Genomic DNA, 17507 nt, shown 5'->3' with positions numbered 1-17507 from the left:
TGGCCCACCGCGCCGCCGGTTCCGGGCTAACACGCCGAGAGGTCCGGCCAGGTCAGCCCCGGCGTCATTCCACAGTGGACGGATTACCCTCGGACGGGGGACGTCCTTCACCCGGACGGGAAGGCAGGTCGGTCGGGACCGGGATGCCGAACGGCGGCGTGTCGTCGTCCCCGTCGACCCGGTGGACCGCCGCGCCGGCCGGCACGGGCACGCGCCGCGGCCACTCCTGCACCAGCAGCGCGCCGGCCAGCAGCACGGGGCACGCGGCGGCGAACGCCCACAGGCCGGGCCCCAGGCGGTCGGCGTAGCCGGCGGGCGGGAAGGCGCCGCCGAACAGCGTCGTCACCGTCGTGTGGACCGACCACGTCGTGGCCGCCAGCGCGCCGAAACCCGCCACCGCCGCGAACCGCCCCACCGCCGCGAGCACCGGCGACCGGAACTGCAGCACCGCGCCGAGGACGGCCAGCCCACCGGCCGGCACCAGCGCGTACCCCCACTGCGGCGTCCGCGGCACGGGACCGCCGCCCGCGCCGGCCTCGAAGGCGATCCGCCACGCGGTCAACGTGAAGCTCGTGCCGGGGGGCGCGCCGGCGGGCCCTTCGAGCCGGTACAGGTCCAGCAGCGTCCCGACGAGCGCCAGCACCCCGCCCGCGCCCAGCAGCACCGCCCCGAGCACCCGACGGCTCACGCGTCGCCCCGGGCGCCGGGCGACCCGGGAGGACCCGGGCCCTCCGCGGCCGGCCCCAGCGGAAGGCCGAGCGGCGGCGTGTCGGTGTCGTCGTCCCCGTCCACCCGGTACACGACCGGCCCCGCCGGCGCGGGCGCGCGCCGCGGCCACTCCTGCACCGCCAGCGCGCCCCCCAGGGCCGCCGCGCACGCCAGCCCGAGCAGCGGCAGCGCCGGCCCGAAGGTCGTGGTGACGGTCAGGCCCTCACCGGACTGCCCCCGCAGGTAAGCCGCGACGGCGAGGTGCGCGACGGTCCACGCGCTGCCCAGCAGCAGCGCCGCGCCGCCGAACGCCACCAGCCGGCCCCACATCGCCCCGACCCGCGCCGCGCCCAGCACCAGCAACGCCGCCGCCGCGACCAACGGCACCCCGAACAGCTCCTCGTGGGTGAACACCACCTCGTCCCGGTCGCTGTCCACCTTCCACGCCGTCTGCCAGACGGTCATGCGGTCGTCCGCGGAGGACAGCCACTGCTGCGCGTACAGCGGCAGGAACGTCGCCACCACCACCGTCGGCGCCGCCACCAGCAGGGCGACGACCCCGGCGACGCGCCGGGTCACCGCGCCTCCCCCTCGGGCGGCACGGGCCGCTCCTCGGGCAGCACGGCGACCGGGATGCCGAACGGCGGCGTGTCCGCGTCGTCGTCCGGCTCGGGGTCGAGCCGGTGCACGACCACCCCCACCGGCGCGGGGACCGGGTCGGAGTGCAGCAACACCGTGCCCACCGCGGCGACCGCGACCGCCGCCAGCAGCAGCCACAGCCCCGGACCGGACTCGTACTCGATCGTCCCGCGCGTCCGCTCGTCCTCCGCCAGCGACGCCCGGACCACCGCGGACGTCGCCCACACCGCCCCGCCGAGCAGGCCGGACGCGGCCACCGCCAGGTACCGGCCGACCCGTCGCTGGTGCGCGGGCAGGAACACCAACGCCGCCGCGATCGCCAGCAGCACGGCCGCTATCACGATCGGCACGCCCAGCTGCGCGGTCTCGATGCGAGCGGCCAGGTCCGGGGGATCGCTGACCGTGTCCCAGGCCGTCGTGGTGAAGCCCACCGGGTGAGCGCCCAGCCGGGTGCCGACCCAGCTCAGCGGCTGGAACGTCGCGACGACCGCCGTGACCGAGGCGGCCACGACCAGCAGCACGCCGACCGCCCGCCCGCTCACCGCTTCTTCTTCCGCCGCACCACCGGAGCGCCGGCCTTGTCCGCCTTGGCCGCCGCCAGCAGCTCCTCGGCGTGCGCGCGCCCGGTGTCGGTGGAGTCCATGCCCGCCAGCATCCGCGCGAGCTCCACCACGCGCTGCGCGTCGTCCAGCACCCGCACGCCGCTGCGGGTCAGCACCCCGTCGGCGGTCTTGTCCACCACCAGGTGCCGGTCGGCGAACGCGGCGACCTGCGGCAGGTGGGTCACCACGATGACCTGGTGGCTGCGCGCGAGCCGGGCCAGCCGCCGGCCGACCTCCACCGCGGCGCGCCCACCCACGCCGGCGTCCACCTCGTCGAACACCAGCGTCGGCACCGGGTCCGAGTGCGACAGCACGACTTCCAGCGCCAGCATCACGCGCGACAGCTCACCGCCGGACGCGCCCTTGTGCACGGGCAGCGCGGGCGCGCCGGGGTGCGCGACCAGCCGCAGCTCCACGTCGTCCACGCCGGACGCGCCCGCGTGCAGCAGCCGCCCGCCGACCTGCAGCGCCTGCGGATCGGCCGCCTCGGCGGCCCGCGGCCGGACGGCGACCTCCACGGTGGCGTGCGGCATCGCCAGGCCCGTCAGCTCCTCCGACACCGCCCTGCCCAGCTCCTCGGCCGCGGCGACGCGCTCGGCGGTGACCTGCGCGGCGTACCCGGCCAGCTGCCCGGCCAGCTCGTCGCGGCGAGCGGCCAGCGCGGCCAGCGCCTCGTCGGAGGTGTCCAGCCCGGACAGCCGGGCCGCCGCGTCGGCCGCCCACGCGATCACGCCGTCCACATCGGCCGCGTACTTGCGGGTCAGCGCCTTCAGCTCGGCCTGGCGGGCGAGCACCCGCTCCAGCCGCGCCGGGTCGGCGTCCAGGTGCTCCAGGTAGGACGCGATCTCCGCGCCCACGTCGGCCAGCAGCGTCTCCGCCTCCACCAGCCGGGGTTCCAGCTCGCGCAGCTTCGGGTCCTCCGAGGAGCCCAGCCGCCGCCGCGCCTCGCCGATCAGGCCGAGCGCGCCGGGGCTGTCCGGGTCGCCGTCGGGCGAGCCGGCCACCGCGTACTGGGCGCCGGAGGCCGCCTCGCGCAGCTGGTCGGCGTCCGCCAGCCGGCGAGCCTCGTCGACCAGCTCGACGTCCTCGCCGGACTTCGGCTCGACGGCGTTGATCTCGGCCAGCCCGTGCCGCAGCAGCTCGGCCTCGCGCGCCAGCTCCCGGGCCCGCTCGGTGCGCTCGGTCAGCTCGGCCGCGACCCGCAGCCACTCCGCCCGCACCTCCTGGTACCGGCGCAGCGGGGCGCCCACGTCGTCGCCCGCGAACCGGTCCAGCACCGCGCGCTGCTCGGCGGGCCGCAGCAGCCGCAGCTGGTCGTTCTGCCCGTGCACCGCCAGCAGCTGCTCGGCCAGCTCCGACAGCACCCCCACCGGCACGGACCGCCCGCCCAGGTGGGCGCGGGAGCGGCCGTCGGCGCCGACGGTGCGGATCGCGATGACGCTGCCGTCCTCGTCCGGCTCGCCGCCGACCTCCTCGGCGACCTTGGCGGCCGGGCTGCCCGCGGGCGCCTGGAACCGGCCCTCGACCACGGCCTTGTCCGCGCCGTTGCGCACGCGGGACGCCTCGGCCCGGCCGCCGCCGAGCAGGTGGAGTCCCGTGACGACCATCGTCTTGCCGGCGCCGGTCTCCCCCGTCACGACGGTGAAGCCCTCGGCGAGTTCAAGGGTGGCCTCGTCGATCACACCGAGGCCCTGGATGCGCATCTCGGCCAGCACAGCGCGCACACTACTTGGCGGCGGCGGCACCGGGTGCCCTCGGGTGCGGGTGTCGGGCGAACACGTGTTCTAACCGGCCGACGGGCCGCGCCACCCCTGGACGGGCAGCGAGAACTTCTCCACCAGCCGGTCGGTGAACGGGCCCTCCCGCAACCGCACCAGCCGCAGCGGCGTCGAACCGCCCACCACCTCGACCCGCGCGCCCGGCGGCAGCTCCACCGTGCGCCTGCCGTCCGCGCTCAGCACCGCCGGGTGCCCGGCCGCGTCGACCTCCAGCGCCACCACCGACGCCGGCGACACCACCAGCGGGCGGGCGAACAGCGCGTGCGCGTTCGACGGCACCACCAGCAGCGCCTGCACGTCCGGCCACACCACCGGCCCGCCGGCGGAGAACGCGTACGCCGTCGACCCGGTCGGGGTCGCCACCAGCACGCCGTCGCAGCCGAACGCCGACACCGGCCGGCCGTCGACCTCCACCACGACGTCCAGGATGCGCTCGCGCAGGCTCTTCTCGACGCTGGCCTCGTTGAGCGCCCAGGTGCTCGCCAGCACCCGGCCGTCGACCGACGCCGTGATGTCGACCGTCATCCGCTCCTCGACCTCGTACCCGCGGTCGATCACCCGGTTGATGGCCTCCAGCAGCGCGTCGGAGTCGGCCTCGGCCAGGAACCCGACCCGCCCGAGGTTCACCCCCAGCACCGGGACGCCCGCCGCGCGGGCCAGCTCGGCCGCGCGCAGCAGCGTGCCGTCGCCGCCGAGCACGAACACCAGCTCGGTGCCCTCGGCGGCGTTGTCGTCGGCCGCCACGACCTGCGCGTAGCAGGACGGGTCCAGGTCGGGCGCCTCGTCCTTGAGCACCCGCAGCCGCACGCCGGCCGCGGCGAAGCGCTGCGCCACCCCCTGCGCGACCGCCACGTTGCTGCGCCGCCCGGTGTGCACGACCAGCAGGATCTCCCGCCCGGCCGGGTCACCGCCCACGGCGGTGCCACCCGACGGGGCGTCACCCGACGGGGCGCCGTTCACCGGGGGCCTTCCGCGACGGCCGTCCGCACGAGCGCGGCGGCGGCCCCCTCGTCCAGCGGCTCGCCGCGGCGCAGCCAGGCGAAGAACTCGACGTTGCCCGACGGGCCGGGCAGCGGGCTCGCGGTGACGCCGTGCAGCCGCAGGCCGATGCCGGCCGCGGCGGACACCACCTCCAGCACGGCTTCGGCGCGCAGACCGGGGTCGCGGACCACGCCGCCCGAGCCCAGGCGCTCCCGGCCCACCTCGAACTGGGGCTTCACCATGGGCAGCAGGTCGCCCCCCTCGCCCAGGCAGGCGACGAGCGCCGGGAGCACCAGCCGCAACGAGATGAACGACAGGTCCGCCACCACCAGGTCGACCGGGCCGCCGATGTCCTCGGGCGCCAGCGACCGCACGTTGGTCCTGTCCTTCACGACCACCCGGTCGTCGGTGCGCAGCCGCCAGTCCAGCAGGCCCCGCCCGACGTCGGCCGCCACCACCTCGCGAGCGCCGCCGCGCAGCAGCACGTCGGTGAACCCGCCGGTGGACGCGCCCGCGTCCAGGCAGCGCCTGCCCTCGACCCGCACCTCGGGGAACCGCTCCAGCGCGCCGACCAGCTTGTGCGCGCCGCGCGAGGCCCAGTTCGGGTCGTCGGTGTCGCGCACCACCAGCGCGGTGTCCAGCTCGACGGCGGTGGCCGGCTTCGTCGCGACCGTGCCGCGGACCGTCACCCGGCCCTCGGCGACGAGCCGGCCCGCGTGCTCCCGCGACCGGGCCAGACCGCGGCGGACCAGTTCGGCGTCCAGCCGAGCCCTGCGTGGCACCGCGTCAGACCCTGTCGATGCTCGACAGCGCGGCGGTCAACGCCGTGTGCGCGTCGTCGAACCTGGCCACGTGCTCGGCGACGTCGAGCTGCTCCAGCCCGTCGAGCCGGGCGAGCGCGTCGTCGATCCCGGCCACCGGGTCACGCGGCGGGCCGGGGAGGGGAACCTCGAAGCTCACGGTTTCACGGTAGCCGATCGAGCACGGACAGGTCCGCCGCGACGTAGGTGGGCCGCAGCCGCGCCGCGAGCCCCTCGACCTCGGCCTCGGTGGACACCCCGGTGAGGACGAGCAGCGAGTCCATGCCCGCGTTCACCGCGCCCAGGACGTCGGTGTCCAGCCGGTCGCCGACGACCAGCGGTCGGCGCGCGCCGACCGACCTCGCGGCCTGCTCCAGCAGCGGCGCGGCGGGTTTGCCCGCCACCAGCGGCTCCGCCCCGGTGGCCGTCCGCAGCGCCGCGACCAGCGACCCGTTGCCGGGCAGCAGACCGCGTTCGGTGGGCAGGGTCGCGTCGACGTTGCACGCCACCCACCGCGCGCCCGCCCGGATCGCGAGCGCGGCCTCGGCCAGCTCCCGCCAGCCGAGGTCCTGCGACAGGCCCTGCACGACGACCTCGGCGCCCCCGGCCTCGGCCGTGGGTGTGAACCCGCGCCGCCGGACCTCCTCGACCAGCGCCGGCGCGCCCAGCACGAGCACCCGCGCCCCGGGCGGCACGAGGTCGGGCAGCATCGCCGCGGCGGCCTGGGCGCTCGTGCTCACCTCGTCCAGCGCGGCGCGGAAACCCAGCTCGGTGAGGTGGTCGGCGACGTCCTGCGGGGAGCGCGAGGCGTTGTTCGTGACGAACCGGACGCCCAGGCCGCGCCCGCGGGCGGAGGCGACCGCCTCGACCGCGCCGGGCACGGCCTCCCGCCCCCGGTACACCGTGCCGTCGAGGTCCAGCAGCAGCGCGTCGTAGCGGTCCAGCAGCACAGCCCCTCGTTTCGGTGCTCGGTGTTCCGGTGCTCGGTGCTCCGGTGACGGGTCCGCCCGGCCGCGCGCCCCGGGTGTCCGGTCCGGGGGCGCGCGGCCGGGCGGTCAGCCCTCCTGCGGGCTCAGGTCGAAGGCCCGCTCGGCGGCGTCGGTCTCGTTGTCGTCATCGGCCTGGGCGGCGTTGAGGAACCACTGCACGGCCTCCTCGGTGCGCCCGGCGGCGGCGAGGTTGTCGGCGTAGGCGTAGAACAGCCGGGCGCTCCACGGGTCGCGTCGCTTGGCGTCCAGGTCCGCGCCCTGCAGCGCGACGACCGCCGCGTCCAGCTGCCCCATGTCCCGCCGCGCGCCGGCCGCGACGATCCGCAGCTCGACCGCCTCCTCGGGCGACAGCTGGGCGCCCTGGGCCTCCCGGGCCAGCTCGATGGCCCGCTCCGGGCGACCCAGCGCGCGTTCGCAGTCCGCCATGACCGCGACGTGCCCGGCGCCGTGCGTCATCCGGCGGGCCGCGCGCAGCTCCGACAGGGCCTCGCCCCACTCGCCGGCGTGGTAGGCGGCCAGCCCGGCGGCCTCGCGCACCACACCGACGCGAGCGGCCTTGCCGCGGGCGTAGCGGGCGTGCTCCAGGGCGAGCTCGGGCTCGCTGTCGATCAGGATGCCGGCCGCCGCCAGGTGCCGGCCCACGATCTCGGCCAGGCCCTTGGGCAGCCCGCGCAGCTCCTGCTTCACCTCGGGGTCGAGGATGGCGATGTCCGCGTCCTCGGGCAGCTCCGGCGCGCGGGACCGGGTGAACTCGCCACCCTCCTCACGCCGGTCGTCCCGCTGCGGGCCGCCGTCCCCGTCCTCGCGACCGGCCGGAGCGACCTCCCCGGCCGCCTGCGCGCCACCGGTCCGAGCGCCGTTGTCCTCGGCGTCGTTGTCCTCGGCACGGTCTTCCCCGGAGCCGGCTTCTTCAGCGCGGGTTTCTTCAGCGCGGGCTTCCCCGGTGCGGTCTTCTTCGATGCGGTCCTCGGGGCCGTCGACCGCGGGAGCGCCGTTGCCGGCAGCCGTGTCCTCGGAACCCTCGACGCCTTCGGCAGCAGGCTCCTGCGAGCCCTCGGCAGCAGGCGTCGCATCGCGGTCGGCCTGGTCGGACTCACCGGCCGGCGCGTCGCCGGCGGTCACCGCTGCGGTGTCGGCGCGGTCCAGCTCGGCGTCCACGGCGGCCGAGCCGACAGCCTGGGAGACCGCCGGCACGGTGCCGGTCGAGTCGACCGTCTCCTCCACGACCCCGTCGATCGACACCTGGTCGCCGTGGGCGGCGTCACCGCGCACGGCCCGGTCCTGGAACCGAGCGGCCCGGTCACGGCTGCGCTCGTCCCGCCGCGCACCACCACGGCCCTCCTGCCCGCGGTCGTCCCGCCGGTCACCGCCGCGCGACTGGTGACCACCGCGATCGTCACGGGAGCGGAAGTCGCGACGCTCACCACCGCGCGAGTCGCGCCCCTGGTAGCCGCCCCGGTCGTCCCGCGAGCGGAACTCCCGACGTTCCCCACCCCGGTCGTCACGCGGACGGAACTCCCGCCGCTCACCCGTCCGCCCCTGGTAGCCGCCGCGGTCGTCGCGGGGCTTGAAGTCGCGACGCTCCCCGCCGCGGTCATCACGCGGGCGGAATTCACGACGCTCGCCGCCACGGTCGTCACGAGGCTTGAACTCGCGCCGGTCACTACCCCGGTCATCACGAGGCTTGTAACCGCCGCGGTCGTCACGGGACTGGTAACCGCCCCGGTCATCGCGGGGCTTGTAGCCGCCACGGTCGTCGCGCGGCTTGTAGCCACCGCGGTCGTCGCGCGGCTTGAACTCACGGCGCTCACCACTGCGGCCATCGCGTGACTGGTAACCACCACGGTCGTCACGCGGGCGGAACTCGCGCCGGTCACCACCACGATCGTCACGAGGCTTGTAACCGCCACGGTCGTCGCGAGACTTGAAGTCGCGCCGGTCACCGCCACGGTCGTCACGCTGCTGGTAGCCGCCGCGGTCGTCACGGGGCTTGAAGTCGCGGCGCTCACCACCGCGGTCGTCACGCGGGCGGAATTCCCGGCGCTCGCCACCGCGATCGTCACGGGACTTGTAGCCGCCCCGGTCGTCACGGGACTGGTAACCGCTCCGGTCATCGCGGGGCTTGTAGCCGCCACGGTCACGATCGTCACGGGGCTTGTAGCCACCGCGGTCATCACGCGGCTTGAACTCACGGCGCTCACCACCGCGGTCGTCACGCGGACGGAACTCGCGCCGGTCGCCACCACGTGAATCGCGGGGCTGGTAACCGCCCCGGTCATCGCGGGGGCGGAATTCCCGGCGCTCACCACTGCGTGCACCGGCGCCGCCGCGGGAGCCGGCGCCGCGGTCGTCACGGCTGAAGCTCGACCGATCGTCACGGCGCTGGTAGCCGCCGCGGTCATCGCGCGGCTTGTCGTAGCGGGGGCGGTCCGAGCGGTTGTCGTCCCTGCGGTAGCCGCCGCGGTCGTCACGGCTCCGGTCCTGGCCGGGTCGGTCGTCACGCCGGGGATAACCCCCGCGGTCGTCCCGTCCCGCGCCACCCTGCTTGCGGCCTGCATCGGCGCGACCACCGTCGGATCGGCGCGGTCGGTCTCCCTGGCCACGCTGACGGTCGCCCGGCCGGTCTCCGAACCTCGACACCTGGAACTCCTCCTACTGTGGACACGCCGAAAGGGCTTGTGAGTTGAGCACATCTCGATGTGCCCCCATCACAAGCCCTTTCAGGGAAGGAATGTTCGGCGGCGTCCTACTCTCCCACACCCTCACGAGTGCAGTACCATCGGCGCTGGAAGGCTTAACTACCGGGTTCGGAATGGGACCGGGTGTTCCCCCTCCGCCATGACCACCGAAACACTATGAAATTACCACCACAGCCACCCCACAACCCACACCCGACACCAACCGTGTCAGGGGGTCGCCCGGGGTGGGCCCGGTGGTTCTTTCAGAACCGCACAGTGGATGCGTAGCGTCTTCGTAGCAAGTCCTCGGCCTATTAGTACCGGTCAACTCCAGCCGTTACCGACCTTCCATCTCCGGCCTATCAACCCAATAGTCTCTTGGGGGCCTTACCCCACAAAGGGTGGGATACCTCATCTAGGAACGAGCTTCCCGCTTAGATGCTTTCAGCGGTTATCCCTTCCGAACGTAGCCAACCAGCAATGCCCTTGGCAGGACAACTGGCACACCAGAGGTCCGTCCGTCCCGGTCCTCTCGTACTAGGGACAGCCTTCCGCAAGTATCCTACGCGCGCGGCGGATAGGGACCGAACTGTCTCACGACGTTCTAAACCCAGCTCGCGTACCGCTTTAATGGGCGAACAGCCCAACCCTTGGGACCTACTCCAGCCCCAGGATGCGACGAGCCGACATCGAGGTGCCAAACCATGCCGTCGATATGGACTCTTGGGCAAGATCAGCCTGTTATCCCCGGGGTACCTTTTATCCGTTGAGCGACCACGCTTCCACAAGCCATGGCCGGATCACTAGTTCCGACTTTCGTCCCTGCTCGACCCGTCGGTCTCACAGTCAAGCCCCCTTGTGCACTTGCACTCGACACCTGATTGCCAACCAGGCTGAGGGAACCTTTGAGCGCCTCCGTTACCCTTTGGGAGGCAACCGCCCCAGTTAAACTACCCACCAGGCACTGTCCCTGATCCGGATCACGGACCGAGGTTAGACATCCAGTACGACCAGAGTGGTATTTCAACGACGACTCCACAACCACTGGCGTGGCCGCTTCACAGTCTCCCACCTATCCTACACAAGCCGAACCGAACACCAATACCAAGCTATAGTAAAGGTCCCGGGGTCTTTCCGTCCTGCCGCGCGTAACGAGCATCTTTACTCGTAATGCAATTTCGCCGGGCCTGTGGTTGAGACAGTCGAGAAGTCGTTACGCCATTCGTGCAGGTCGGAACTTACCCGACAAGGAATTTCGCTACCTTAGGATGGTTATAGTTACCACCGCCGTTTACTGGCGCTTAAGTTCTCAGCTTCGCCCCGAAGAGCTAACCGGTCCCCTTAACGTTCCAGCACCGGGCAGGCGTCAGTCCGTATACATCGTCTTGCGACTTCGCACGGACCTGTGTTTTTAGTAAACAGTCGCTTCTCGCTGGTCTCTGCGGCCGAAAAATCCTAGCCCGCAAGGGGCTTCAAATCCCTCGGCCCCCCTTCTCCCGAAGTTACGGGGGCATTTTGCCGAGTTCCTTAACCACAGTTCGCCCGATCGCCTCGGTATTCTCTACCTGACCACCTGTGTCGGTTTGGGGTACGGGCCGCATGAACACTCACTAGAGGCTTTTCTCGACAGCATGGGATCACCCTACTTCGCCTCAATCGGCTATGCATCACGTCTCAGCCTGCATGCAGCACGGATTTGCCTATGCTGCGGCCTACACGCTTACACCAGTACTACCACTCACTGGCGGAGCTACCCTCCTGCGTCACCCCATCGCTTGACTACTACAAGTTCAGGTCCCGCGCTCCACAACCACTCCTCGTCCGAAGACTCGGAGCGGGCTTCGGGCGGTTAGTATCACAAGGTTCGCCATGGGCGCGTTCACACGGGTACGGGAATATCAACCCGTTGTCCATCGACTACGCCTGTCGGCCTCGCCTTAGGTCCCGACTTACCCTGGGCGGATTAGCCTGGCCCAGGAACCCTTGGTCATCCGGCGGCAGAGTTTCCCACTCTGCTTTCGCTACTCATGCCTGCATTCTCACTCGTCCAGCCTCCACACCTGGATCACTCCGGCGCTTCCACGGCTGAACGACGCTCCCCTACCCATCCAACATCACTGCTGAATGACACGGCTTCGGCGGTGTGCTTAAGCCCCGCTACATTGTCGGCGCAGGACCACTTGACCAGTGAGCTATTACGCACTCTTTAAAGGGTGGCTGCTTCTAAGCCAACCTCCTGGTTGTCTGGGCGACCCCACATCCTTTCCCACTTAGCACACACTTAGGGGCCTTAGCCGGCGTTCTGGGCTGTTTCCCTCTCGACTACGAAGCTTATCCCCCGCAGTCTCACTGCCGCGCTCTCACGTACCGGCATTCGGAGTTTGGTTGATTTCGGTAAGCTTGTGGGCCCCCTAGACCATCCAGTGCTCTACCTCCGGCACGAAACACACGACGCTGCACCTAAATGCATTTCGGGGAGAACCAGCTATCACGGAGTTTGATTGGCCTTTCACCCCTAACCACAGCTCATCCCCCAGGTTTTCAACCCTGGTGGGTTCGGGCCTCCACGCAGTCTTACCCACGCTTCACCCTGGCCATGGCTAGATCACCCCGCTTCGGGTCTAGACCACGCGACTCTGACGCCCTATTCGGACTCGCTTTCGCTACGGCTACCCCACACGGGTTAACCTCGCCACGCAGCACTAACTCGCAGGCTCATTCTTCAAAAGGCACGCCGTCACCCCGAAAGGCTCCGACGGATTGTAGGCACACGGTTTCAGGTACTATTTCACTCCCCTCCCGGGGTACTTTTCACCTTTCCCTCACGGTACTAGTCCGCTATCGGTCACCAGGGAGTATTCAGGCTTAGCGGGTGGTCCCGCCAGATTCACAGCAAATTCCACGAGCTCGCTGCTACTTGGGAACACCACTGAGAGGAGACAGGTTTTCACGTACGGGACTCTCACCCTCTACGGCCGCGCTTTCCAGACACGTTCCGCTAACCACATCTCTTTATGACTCTCTGTCGGTCCGGCAGAACCGACCAGTAGGTCCCACGACCCCGCACACGCAACCCCTGCCGGGTATCACACGAATACGGTTTAGCCTCTTCCGCTTTCGCTCGCCACTACTCACGGAATCACGGTTGTTTTCTCTTCCTGCGGGTACTGAGATGTTTCACTTCCCCGCGTTCCCTCCACACACCCTATGTGTTCAGGCGTGGGTGACCCCACATGACTGGGGCCGGGTTTCCCCATTCGGAAATCCTTGGATCTCAGCTCGGTTGACAACTCCCCAAGGCTTATCGCAGTCTCCTACGTCCTTCATCGGCTCCTGGTGCCAAGGCATCCACCGTATGCCCTTAATAACTTGCCACAAAGATGCTCGCATCCACTGTGCAGTTCTCAAAGAACAACCAGACACTCCCCCACCACCGCCAACGCCTACCAGTCCATGACCAGCGGTTCGAAGACCGAGGAAGCCTGTATCGCCTCACACCGAGAGAAACACCCACGTGTTCCCTCAGGACCCAACAGCGTACCGAACACTCACCCCGACCCCTTGAAGACCCTTCCACGCTGCACGCAGCAGTACTAACTCTCCAAACAACCGGGACTCGCGCATTAGCCAGCATCCACATCATCGAGCCCCACCCGACGATCACTCGCCGCCGGCGTGGTCTCCACCAGCTCCCCCGAAGAGGAATCCAGTGAGAGGTGCTCCTTAGAAAGGAGGTGATCCAGCCGCACCTTCCGGTACGGCTACCTTGTTACGACTTCGTCCCAATCGCCAGTCCCACCTTCGACCGCTCCCCCCCTTGCAGGTTGGGCCACGGGCTTCGGGTGTTACCGACTTTCGTGACGTGACGGGCGGTGTGTACAAGGCCCGGGAACGTATTCACCGCAGCGTTGCTGATCTGCGATTACTAGCGACTCCGACTTCACGGGGTCGAGTTGCAGACCCCGATCCGAACTGAGACCGGCTTTGTGGGATTCGCTCCACCTCACGGCTTAGCAGCCCTCTGTACCGGCCATTGTAGCATGTGTGAAGCCCTGGACATAAGGGGCATGATGACTTGACGTCATCCCCACCTTCCTCCGAGTTGACCCCGGCAGTCTCCCATGAGTCCCCAACTTTACTTGCTGGCAACATGGAACGAGGGTTGCGCTCGTTGCGGGACTTAACCCAACATCTCACGACACGAGCTGACGACAGCCATGCACCACCTGTACACCAGTCCGAAGAGGCCCACATCTCTGTGGGTTTCCGGTGCATGTCAAGCCCAGGTAAGGTTCTTCGCGTTGCATCGAATTAATCCACATGCTCCGCCGCTTGTGCGGGCCCCCGTCAATTCCTTTGAGTTTTAGCCTTGCGGCCGTACTCCCCAGGCGGGGTGCTTAATGCGTTAGCTGCGGCACGGAGGACGTGGAAGCCCCCCACACCTAGCACCCACCGTTTACGGCGTGGACTACCAGGGTATCTAATCCTGTTCGCTCCCCACGCTTTCGCTCCTCAGCGTCAGTATCGGCCCAGAGACCCGCCTTCGCCACCGGTGTTCCTCCTGATATCTGCGCATTTCACCGCTACACCAGGAATTCCAGTCTCCCCTGCCGAACTCAAGTCTGCCCGTATCGACCGCAGGCTCCACGTTAAGCGTGAAGTTTTCACGGCCGACGCAACAAACCGCCTACGAGCTCTTTACGCCCAATAATTCCGGACAACGCTCGCACCCTACGTATTACCGCGGCTGCTGGCACGTAGTTAGCCGGTGCTTCTTCTGCAGGTACCGTCACTCACGCTTCGTCCCTGCTGAAAGAGGTTTACAACCCGAAGGCCGTCATCCCTCACGCGGCGTCGCTGCATCAGGCTTTCGCCCATTGTGCAATATTCCCCACTGCTGCCTCCCGTAGGAGTCTGGGCCGTGTCTCAGTCCCAGTGTGGCCGGTCACCCTCTCAGGCCGGCTACCCGTCGTCGCCTTGGTAGGCCATCACCCCACCAACAAGCTGATAGGCCGCGGGTCCATCCCGTACCGCCGGAACTTTCCACCCCCCACCATGCGATGGAGGGTCGTATCCGGTATTAGACCTAGTTTCCCAGGCTTATCCCGGAGTACAGGGCAGGTTACCCACGTGTTACTCACCCGTTCGCCGCTCGTGTACCCCGAAGGGCCTTACCGCTCGACTTGCATGTGTTAAGCACGCCGCCAGCGTTCGTCCTGAGCCAGGATCAAACTCTCCAATAAGGAATGAGTTGATCGCTCGAACAACACTGACACACGAACCGGAATATGGTCCGTGACATCGCCAGCTGTCCAGTCAATCTCAAAGGAAAACCTCTTGACGAGGTTCATACAATTTACTGGCTATTCGGCACGCTGTTGAGTTCTCAAGGAACACGCGCTCATCGTCACTCACCGCTCACGCGGCTCGATCCGAGGCTTGTGCATTCAGTAAGCTTTGTGGTGAAACTAGACGCCCTGGTCGGAACGGCTGCTGAACAGCCTCGACTGGGTCTTCCCGTTTCTCGGTCACCCACTCTACCACACTCGGTGGGAGCTTGGTTCGTGACCCGCCGCACTCCGTTCCGGTCTTCCCGGCCCGTTCCGCGCTGACAGGGAGAAAGTTACACGCACCCGAAGCGGAGGTCAAATCGGGGGCGCGGCATGGCCGCACGGACTGAAACCGCAGGTCAGCAGCCCGTGCAGCACTCGCCACCACGCTATCCGACCCGGTCTGCCCGCAACAGTGTGACCGCGATCACAGCAGGACCCGCACGCCGGCCGTGTTGCGCTTGCCCCGGCGCACCACCAGCCACGCCCCGTGCAGCAGGTCCTCCTTGGCGGGCACCCACTCCTCGTCGGTCACCTTCGCGTTGTTCACGTAGGCGCCCCCCTCCTTCACGGTGCGCCGCGCCGCGCCCTTGCTGTCCGCCAGGCCGGAGCCGACCAGCAGGTCGACGATCGTCGGCGCGTCCGCGAGCCGCACCTCGCCGGTCGGCGCCTCGGCCATCGCGGCCTCCAGCGTCGACAGGTCCAGCTCGCGCAGCTCGCCCCGGCCGAACAGCGCCTGGCTGGCGGCGATCACCTGCCGGGTCTCGCGCTCGCCGTGCACCAGGTCGGTGAACTCCTCGGCCAGCTTCTTCTGCGCGGCGCGCAGGTGCGGCGCCTCGGCGGTCTGCCGCTCCAGCTCCGCGATCTCCTCCCGCGACAGGAACGTGAACAGCCGCAGGTACCGCAGCACGTCGGCGTCGCCCACGTTCACGAAGTACTGGTACCAGGCGTACGGCGAGGTCATCGCCGGGTCGAGCCACACGTTGCCGCCGCCGGTGGACTTGCCGAACTTCCGGCCCTCGGCGTCGGTGACCAGCGGCGCGGTCAGGGCGTGCACGGCCTTGCCGTCGACCTTCCGCACCAGGTCCACGCCGCCGATGATGTTGCCCCACTGGTCGGAGCCGCCCACCTGGAGCCGCGTGCCGTACTCGCGGCTGAGGCGGAGGTAGTCGTGCGACTGGAGCAGGAGGTAGCTGAACTCGGTGTAGGACATGCCGTCGCCCTCGAGGCGCCGCTTCACGGTCTCGCGCGCGAGCATCACGTTCACGGAGAAGTGCTTGCCGACGTCCCGGAGGAACTCCAGCACGGACACGCCGCCCGTCCAGTCCAGGTTGTTGACCACGACGGCGCCGGTGGGACCGTCGTCGAACTCCACGAAGCGCTCCAGCTGGCCGCGGATGCGGCCGGCCCACTCGGCGACGGTGTCCAGCGCGTTCAACGAGCGCTCCGCGCTGTCCCTGGGGTCGCCGATCATGCCGGTGGCCCCGCCCGCCAGGACGATCGGCCGGTGGCCGGCGCGCTGGAAGCGGCGCAGCATGAGCAGCGGCACGAGGTTGCCGGCGTGCAGGCTGGGCGCGGTCGGGTCGAACCCGGCGTAGAGGGTGAGCGGTCCCGCGTCGAGATCCTTCCGCAGGGCGTCGAGGTCGGTGGACTGCGCGATCAGGCCGCGCCAGGACAGCTCGTCGAGGATGTGCTCACTCACGACCGGCCATTCTCCCCTACCTGGTCAAAGCGGTTTGGACGGGTGCCGCCGACGGGTAGCCCGGGGCGAGTTCCGGTCACGGGGGGCTGCCTAGCTGAGAGGACTCGGCCGATGACCTACCCCGATCGAGATCGACGTCCCGTGGACCGCCCCACGGAGGTGTTACGCCCGGCGACCGAGCCGGCTCCCGCCAGGGTGAGCGAGGAGGTCGTCGAGCGCGGCGACGGCCGGGTGCGCGCGGTCCGGGTGGTGTGCGCGGTGATCGACCTGGTGTGCTGGCTGTTCGCCATCGTGCTGGCGGTGCACATCTTCCTGGTGATCGCGGGCGCCAACCCGGCCAACGGGTTCGCGCAGCTGGTCGAGTCGTGGTCGGCCGGGGTGTCGCTGGGCCTGCGCGACCTGTTCACGCCGGAGCACGTCGGGTTGCGGACGCTGCTCAACGACGGGTTGGCCGCGGTGCTGTGGCTGGTCCTGGGCGCGGTGCTGACCAACGTCATCACGCGGGTGGCGCTGCCGGCGGGCGAACGGCGCCTCTGGTACCGCAGGAGTGTGCGCTAGCGCTACTCACCGTCACCGCCAGATTCACTCGGGTGAGGAAAAATCGCCCCGGTGGCCAATTGTCGTGCGGCCCGGTAACAGCCAGGTTTGCCTGGTGGCCAGCGACTTGCAGAAGCGGAAGGGCGCCATCGTCTTCCAAGCGATGGACGCCAACGACGACGGGTACCTGGAGCGGTCGGACTTCGAGGCGCTCACCGAGCGGTGGGCGGCGATCCGCGGCGACGGCGGTGAGGCGCGGCTGCGCGAGCTGATGATGGGCTGGTGGGAGACGCTGCTCGCGGCGTCGGACCACGACCGGGACGAGCGGGTCGCGCTCGACGAGCTGCTGTCCGTGCTGGACAACCTCGGCACCATGCTGGACCTGGTGGTGGCGACCGCGGAGTCCATGTTCGAGGCGGTGGACGAGGACGGCGACGGGGAGATCTCCGCCGAGGAGTACGGCCGGATGATCCGCGCGTGGACCGGCCGGGAGACCGCGACCGACGGGGCCTTCGCCCACCTGGACCTCAACGGGGACGGGCACATCTCCAAGGGCGAGTTCGCCCGGCACTGGGTGGAGTTCTGGGCCGGGGACGACGAGGACGCGCCGGGCACGTACGTGTTCGGCGAGGTCTAGCGGAGCCGCGTCCCGGGCGGGGGTCGTCGGCGCGACCCCGACCCCCGCCCGATCGCGCCCTCGGCGGCGGGCCGCAGGTGGTCCGTGCGGCGCCACAGCGCGGCGTCGACGGCCTCGCGCTGCCCC

General features: G+C 69.7%; 13 protein-coding genes and 3 rRNA genes. 3 read left to right on the top strand and 13 right to left on the bottom strand.

From position 1 onward, the window contains the following. Positions 1 to 64: 64 nt before the first annotated feature. The 9 genes from JOE68_RS23440 to JOE68_RS31360 form a co-directional block, all read right to left on the bottom strand. Entirely contained in the window at positions 65 to 688 is a 624-nt protein-coding gene (locus tag JOE68_RS23440; protein ID WP_204844429.1) for a glycoside hydrolase family 17 protein, read from the bottom strand. Then, complete coding sequence (locus tag JOE68_RS23435; protein WP_204844428.1) at positions 685 to 1287, bottom strand: hypothetical protein; 603 nt, start codon at positions 1285 to 1287, stop codon at positions 685 to 687. The genes JOE68_RS23440 and JOE68_RS23435 overlap by 4 nt, the downstream gene beginning before the upstream one ends. Beyond that, entirely contained in the window at positions 1284 to 1889 is a 606-nt protein-coding gene (locus tag JOE68_RS23430) for a hypothetical protein (RefSeq protein WP_204844427.1), read from the bottom strand. The genes JOE68_RS23435 and JOE68_RS23430 overlap by 4 nt, the downstream gene beginning before the upstream one ends. Then, entirely contained in the window at positions 1886 to 3664 is a 1779-nt protein-coding gene (recN, locus tag JOE68_RS23425) for a DNA repair protein RecN (RefSeq protein WP_204844426.1), read from the bottom strand. The genes JOE68_RS23430 and recN overlap by 4 nt, the downstream gene beginning before the upstream one ends. A gap of 69 nt (positions 3665 to 3733) precedes the next feature. Beyond that, positions 3734 to 4642 carry an NAD kinase gene (locus tag JOE68_RS23420; protein WP_307819842.1) on the bottom strand — a complete coding sequence of 303 codons (909 nt, stop codon included), beginning with the start codon at positions 4640 to 4642 and terminating at the stop codon, positions 3734 to 3736. A 41-nt stretch (positions 4643 to 4683) separates the two neighbouring features. Beyond that, positions 4684 to 5490 (bottom strand): TlyA family RNA methyltransferase, encoded by an 807-nt coding sequence (locus tag JOE68_RS23415; RefSeq protein ID WP_204844425.1) that lies wholly within the window; start codon positions 5488 to 5490, stop codon positions 4684 to 4686. A 4-nt stretch (positions 5491 to 5494) separates the two neighbouring features. Next, entirely contained in the window at positions 5495 to 5668 is a 174-nt protein-coding gene (locus JOE68_RS23410) for a hypothetical protein (RefSeq protein WP_204844424.1), read from the bottom strand. Between the two features lie 4 nt (positions 5669 to 5672). Further along, positions 5673 to 6458, bottom strand: coding sequence for an HAD-IIA family hydrolase (locus tag JOE68_RS23405; RefSeq protein WP_204844423.1), 786 nt, complete (start codon positions 6456 to 6458; stop codon positions 5673 to 5675). A gap of 105 nt (positions 6459 to 6563) precedes the next feature. Beyond that, positions 6564 to 7769 (bottom strand): tetratricopeptide repeat protein, encoded by a 1206-nt coding sequence (locus JOE68_RS31360; protein ID WP_307819841.1) that lies wholly within the window; start codon positions 7767 to 7769, stop codon positions 6564 to 6566. A 108-nt stretch (positions 7770 to 7877) separates the two neighbouring features. Between JOE68_RS31360 and JOE68_RS23395 the strand changes: the two genes are divergently transcribed. Continuing rightward, positions 7878 to 8327: a hypothetical protein gene (locus JOE68_RS23395; protein WP_204844422.1), complete on the top strand. Its 450-nt coding sequence runs from the start codon at positions 7878 to 7880 to the stop codon at positions 8325 to 8327. Positions 8328 to 9230: 903 nt separating this feature from the next. On the opposite strand, the gene rrf is transcribed toward JOE68_RS23395, so the two are convergent. The 4 genes from rrf to tyrS all read right to left on the bottom strand — a co-directional run bounded on the left by rrf (position 9231) and on the right by tyrS (position 16207). Then, a 5S ribosomal RNA gene (gene rrf, locus JOE68_RS23390) occupies positions 9231 to 9347 on the bottom strand. Positions 9348 to 9469: 122 nt separating this feature from the next. After that, positions 9470 to 12550: ribosomal RNA gene (locus JOE68_RS23385) — 23S ribosomal RNA — on the bottom strand. Between the two features lie 352 nt (positions 12551 to 12902). After that, positions 12903 to 14418: ribosomal RNA gene (locus JOE68_RS23380) — 16S ribosomal RNA — on the bottom strand. The 16S, 23S and 5S rRNA genes sit together here, the layout of an rRNA operon. A 514-nt stretch (positions 14419 to 14932) precedes the next feature. Then, positions 14933 to 16207, bottom strand: a complete 1275-nt coding sequence (gene tyrS, locus JOE68_RS23375) for a tyrosine--tRNA ligase (protein WP_204844421.1) — start codon at positions 16205 to 16207, stop codon at positions 14933 to 14935. Positions 16208 to 16348: 141 nt separating this feature from the next. Here tyrS and JOE68_RS23370 point away from each other — a divergent pair, with 141 nt between their 5' ends. Further along, complete coding sequence (locus JOE68_RS23370) at positions 16349 to 16765, top strand: hypothetical protein (protein WP_204844420.1); 417 nt, start codon at positions 16349 to 16351, stop codon at positions 16763 to 16765. A 94-nt stretch (positions 16766 to 16859) separates the two neighbouring features. Beyond that, entirely contained in the window at positions 16860 to 17381 is a 522-nt protein-coding gene (locus tag JOE68_RS23365; protein ID WP_204844419.1) for an EF-hand domain-containing protein, read from the top strand. Positions 17382 to 17507: the final 126 nt, after the last annotated feature.

Source organism: Saccharothrix algeriensis (assembly GCF_016907655.1).
GTDB classification, from domain to species: domain Bacteria; phylum Actinomycetota; class Actinomycetes; order Mycobacteriales; family Pseudonocardiaceae; genus Actinosynnema; species Actinosynnema algeriense.
The sequence above is the reverse complement of the archived record's forward strand: the minus strand, read 5'-3'. Positions and strand labels throughout refer to the sequence as shown.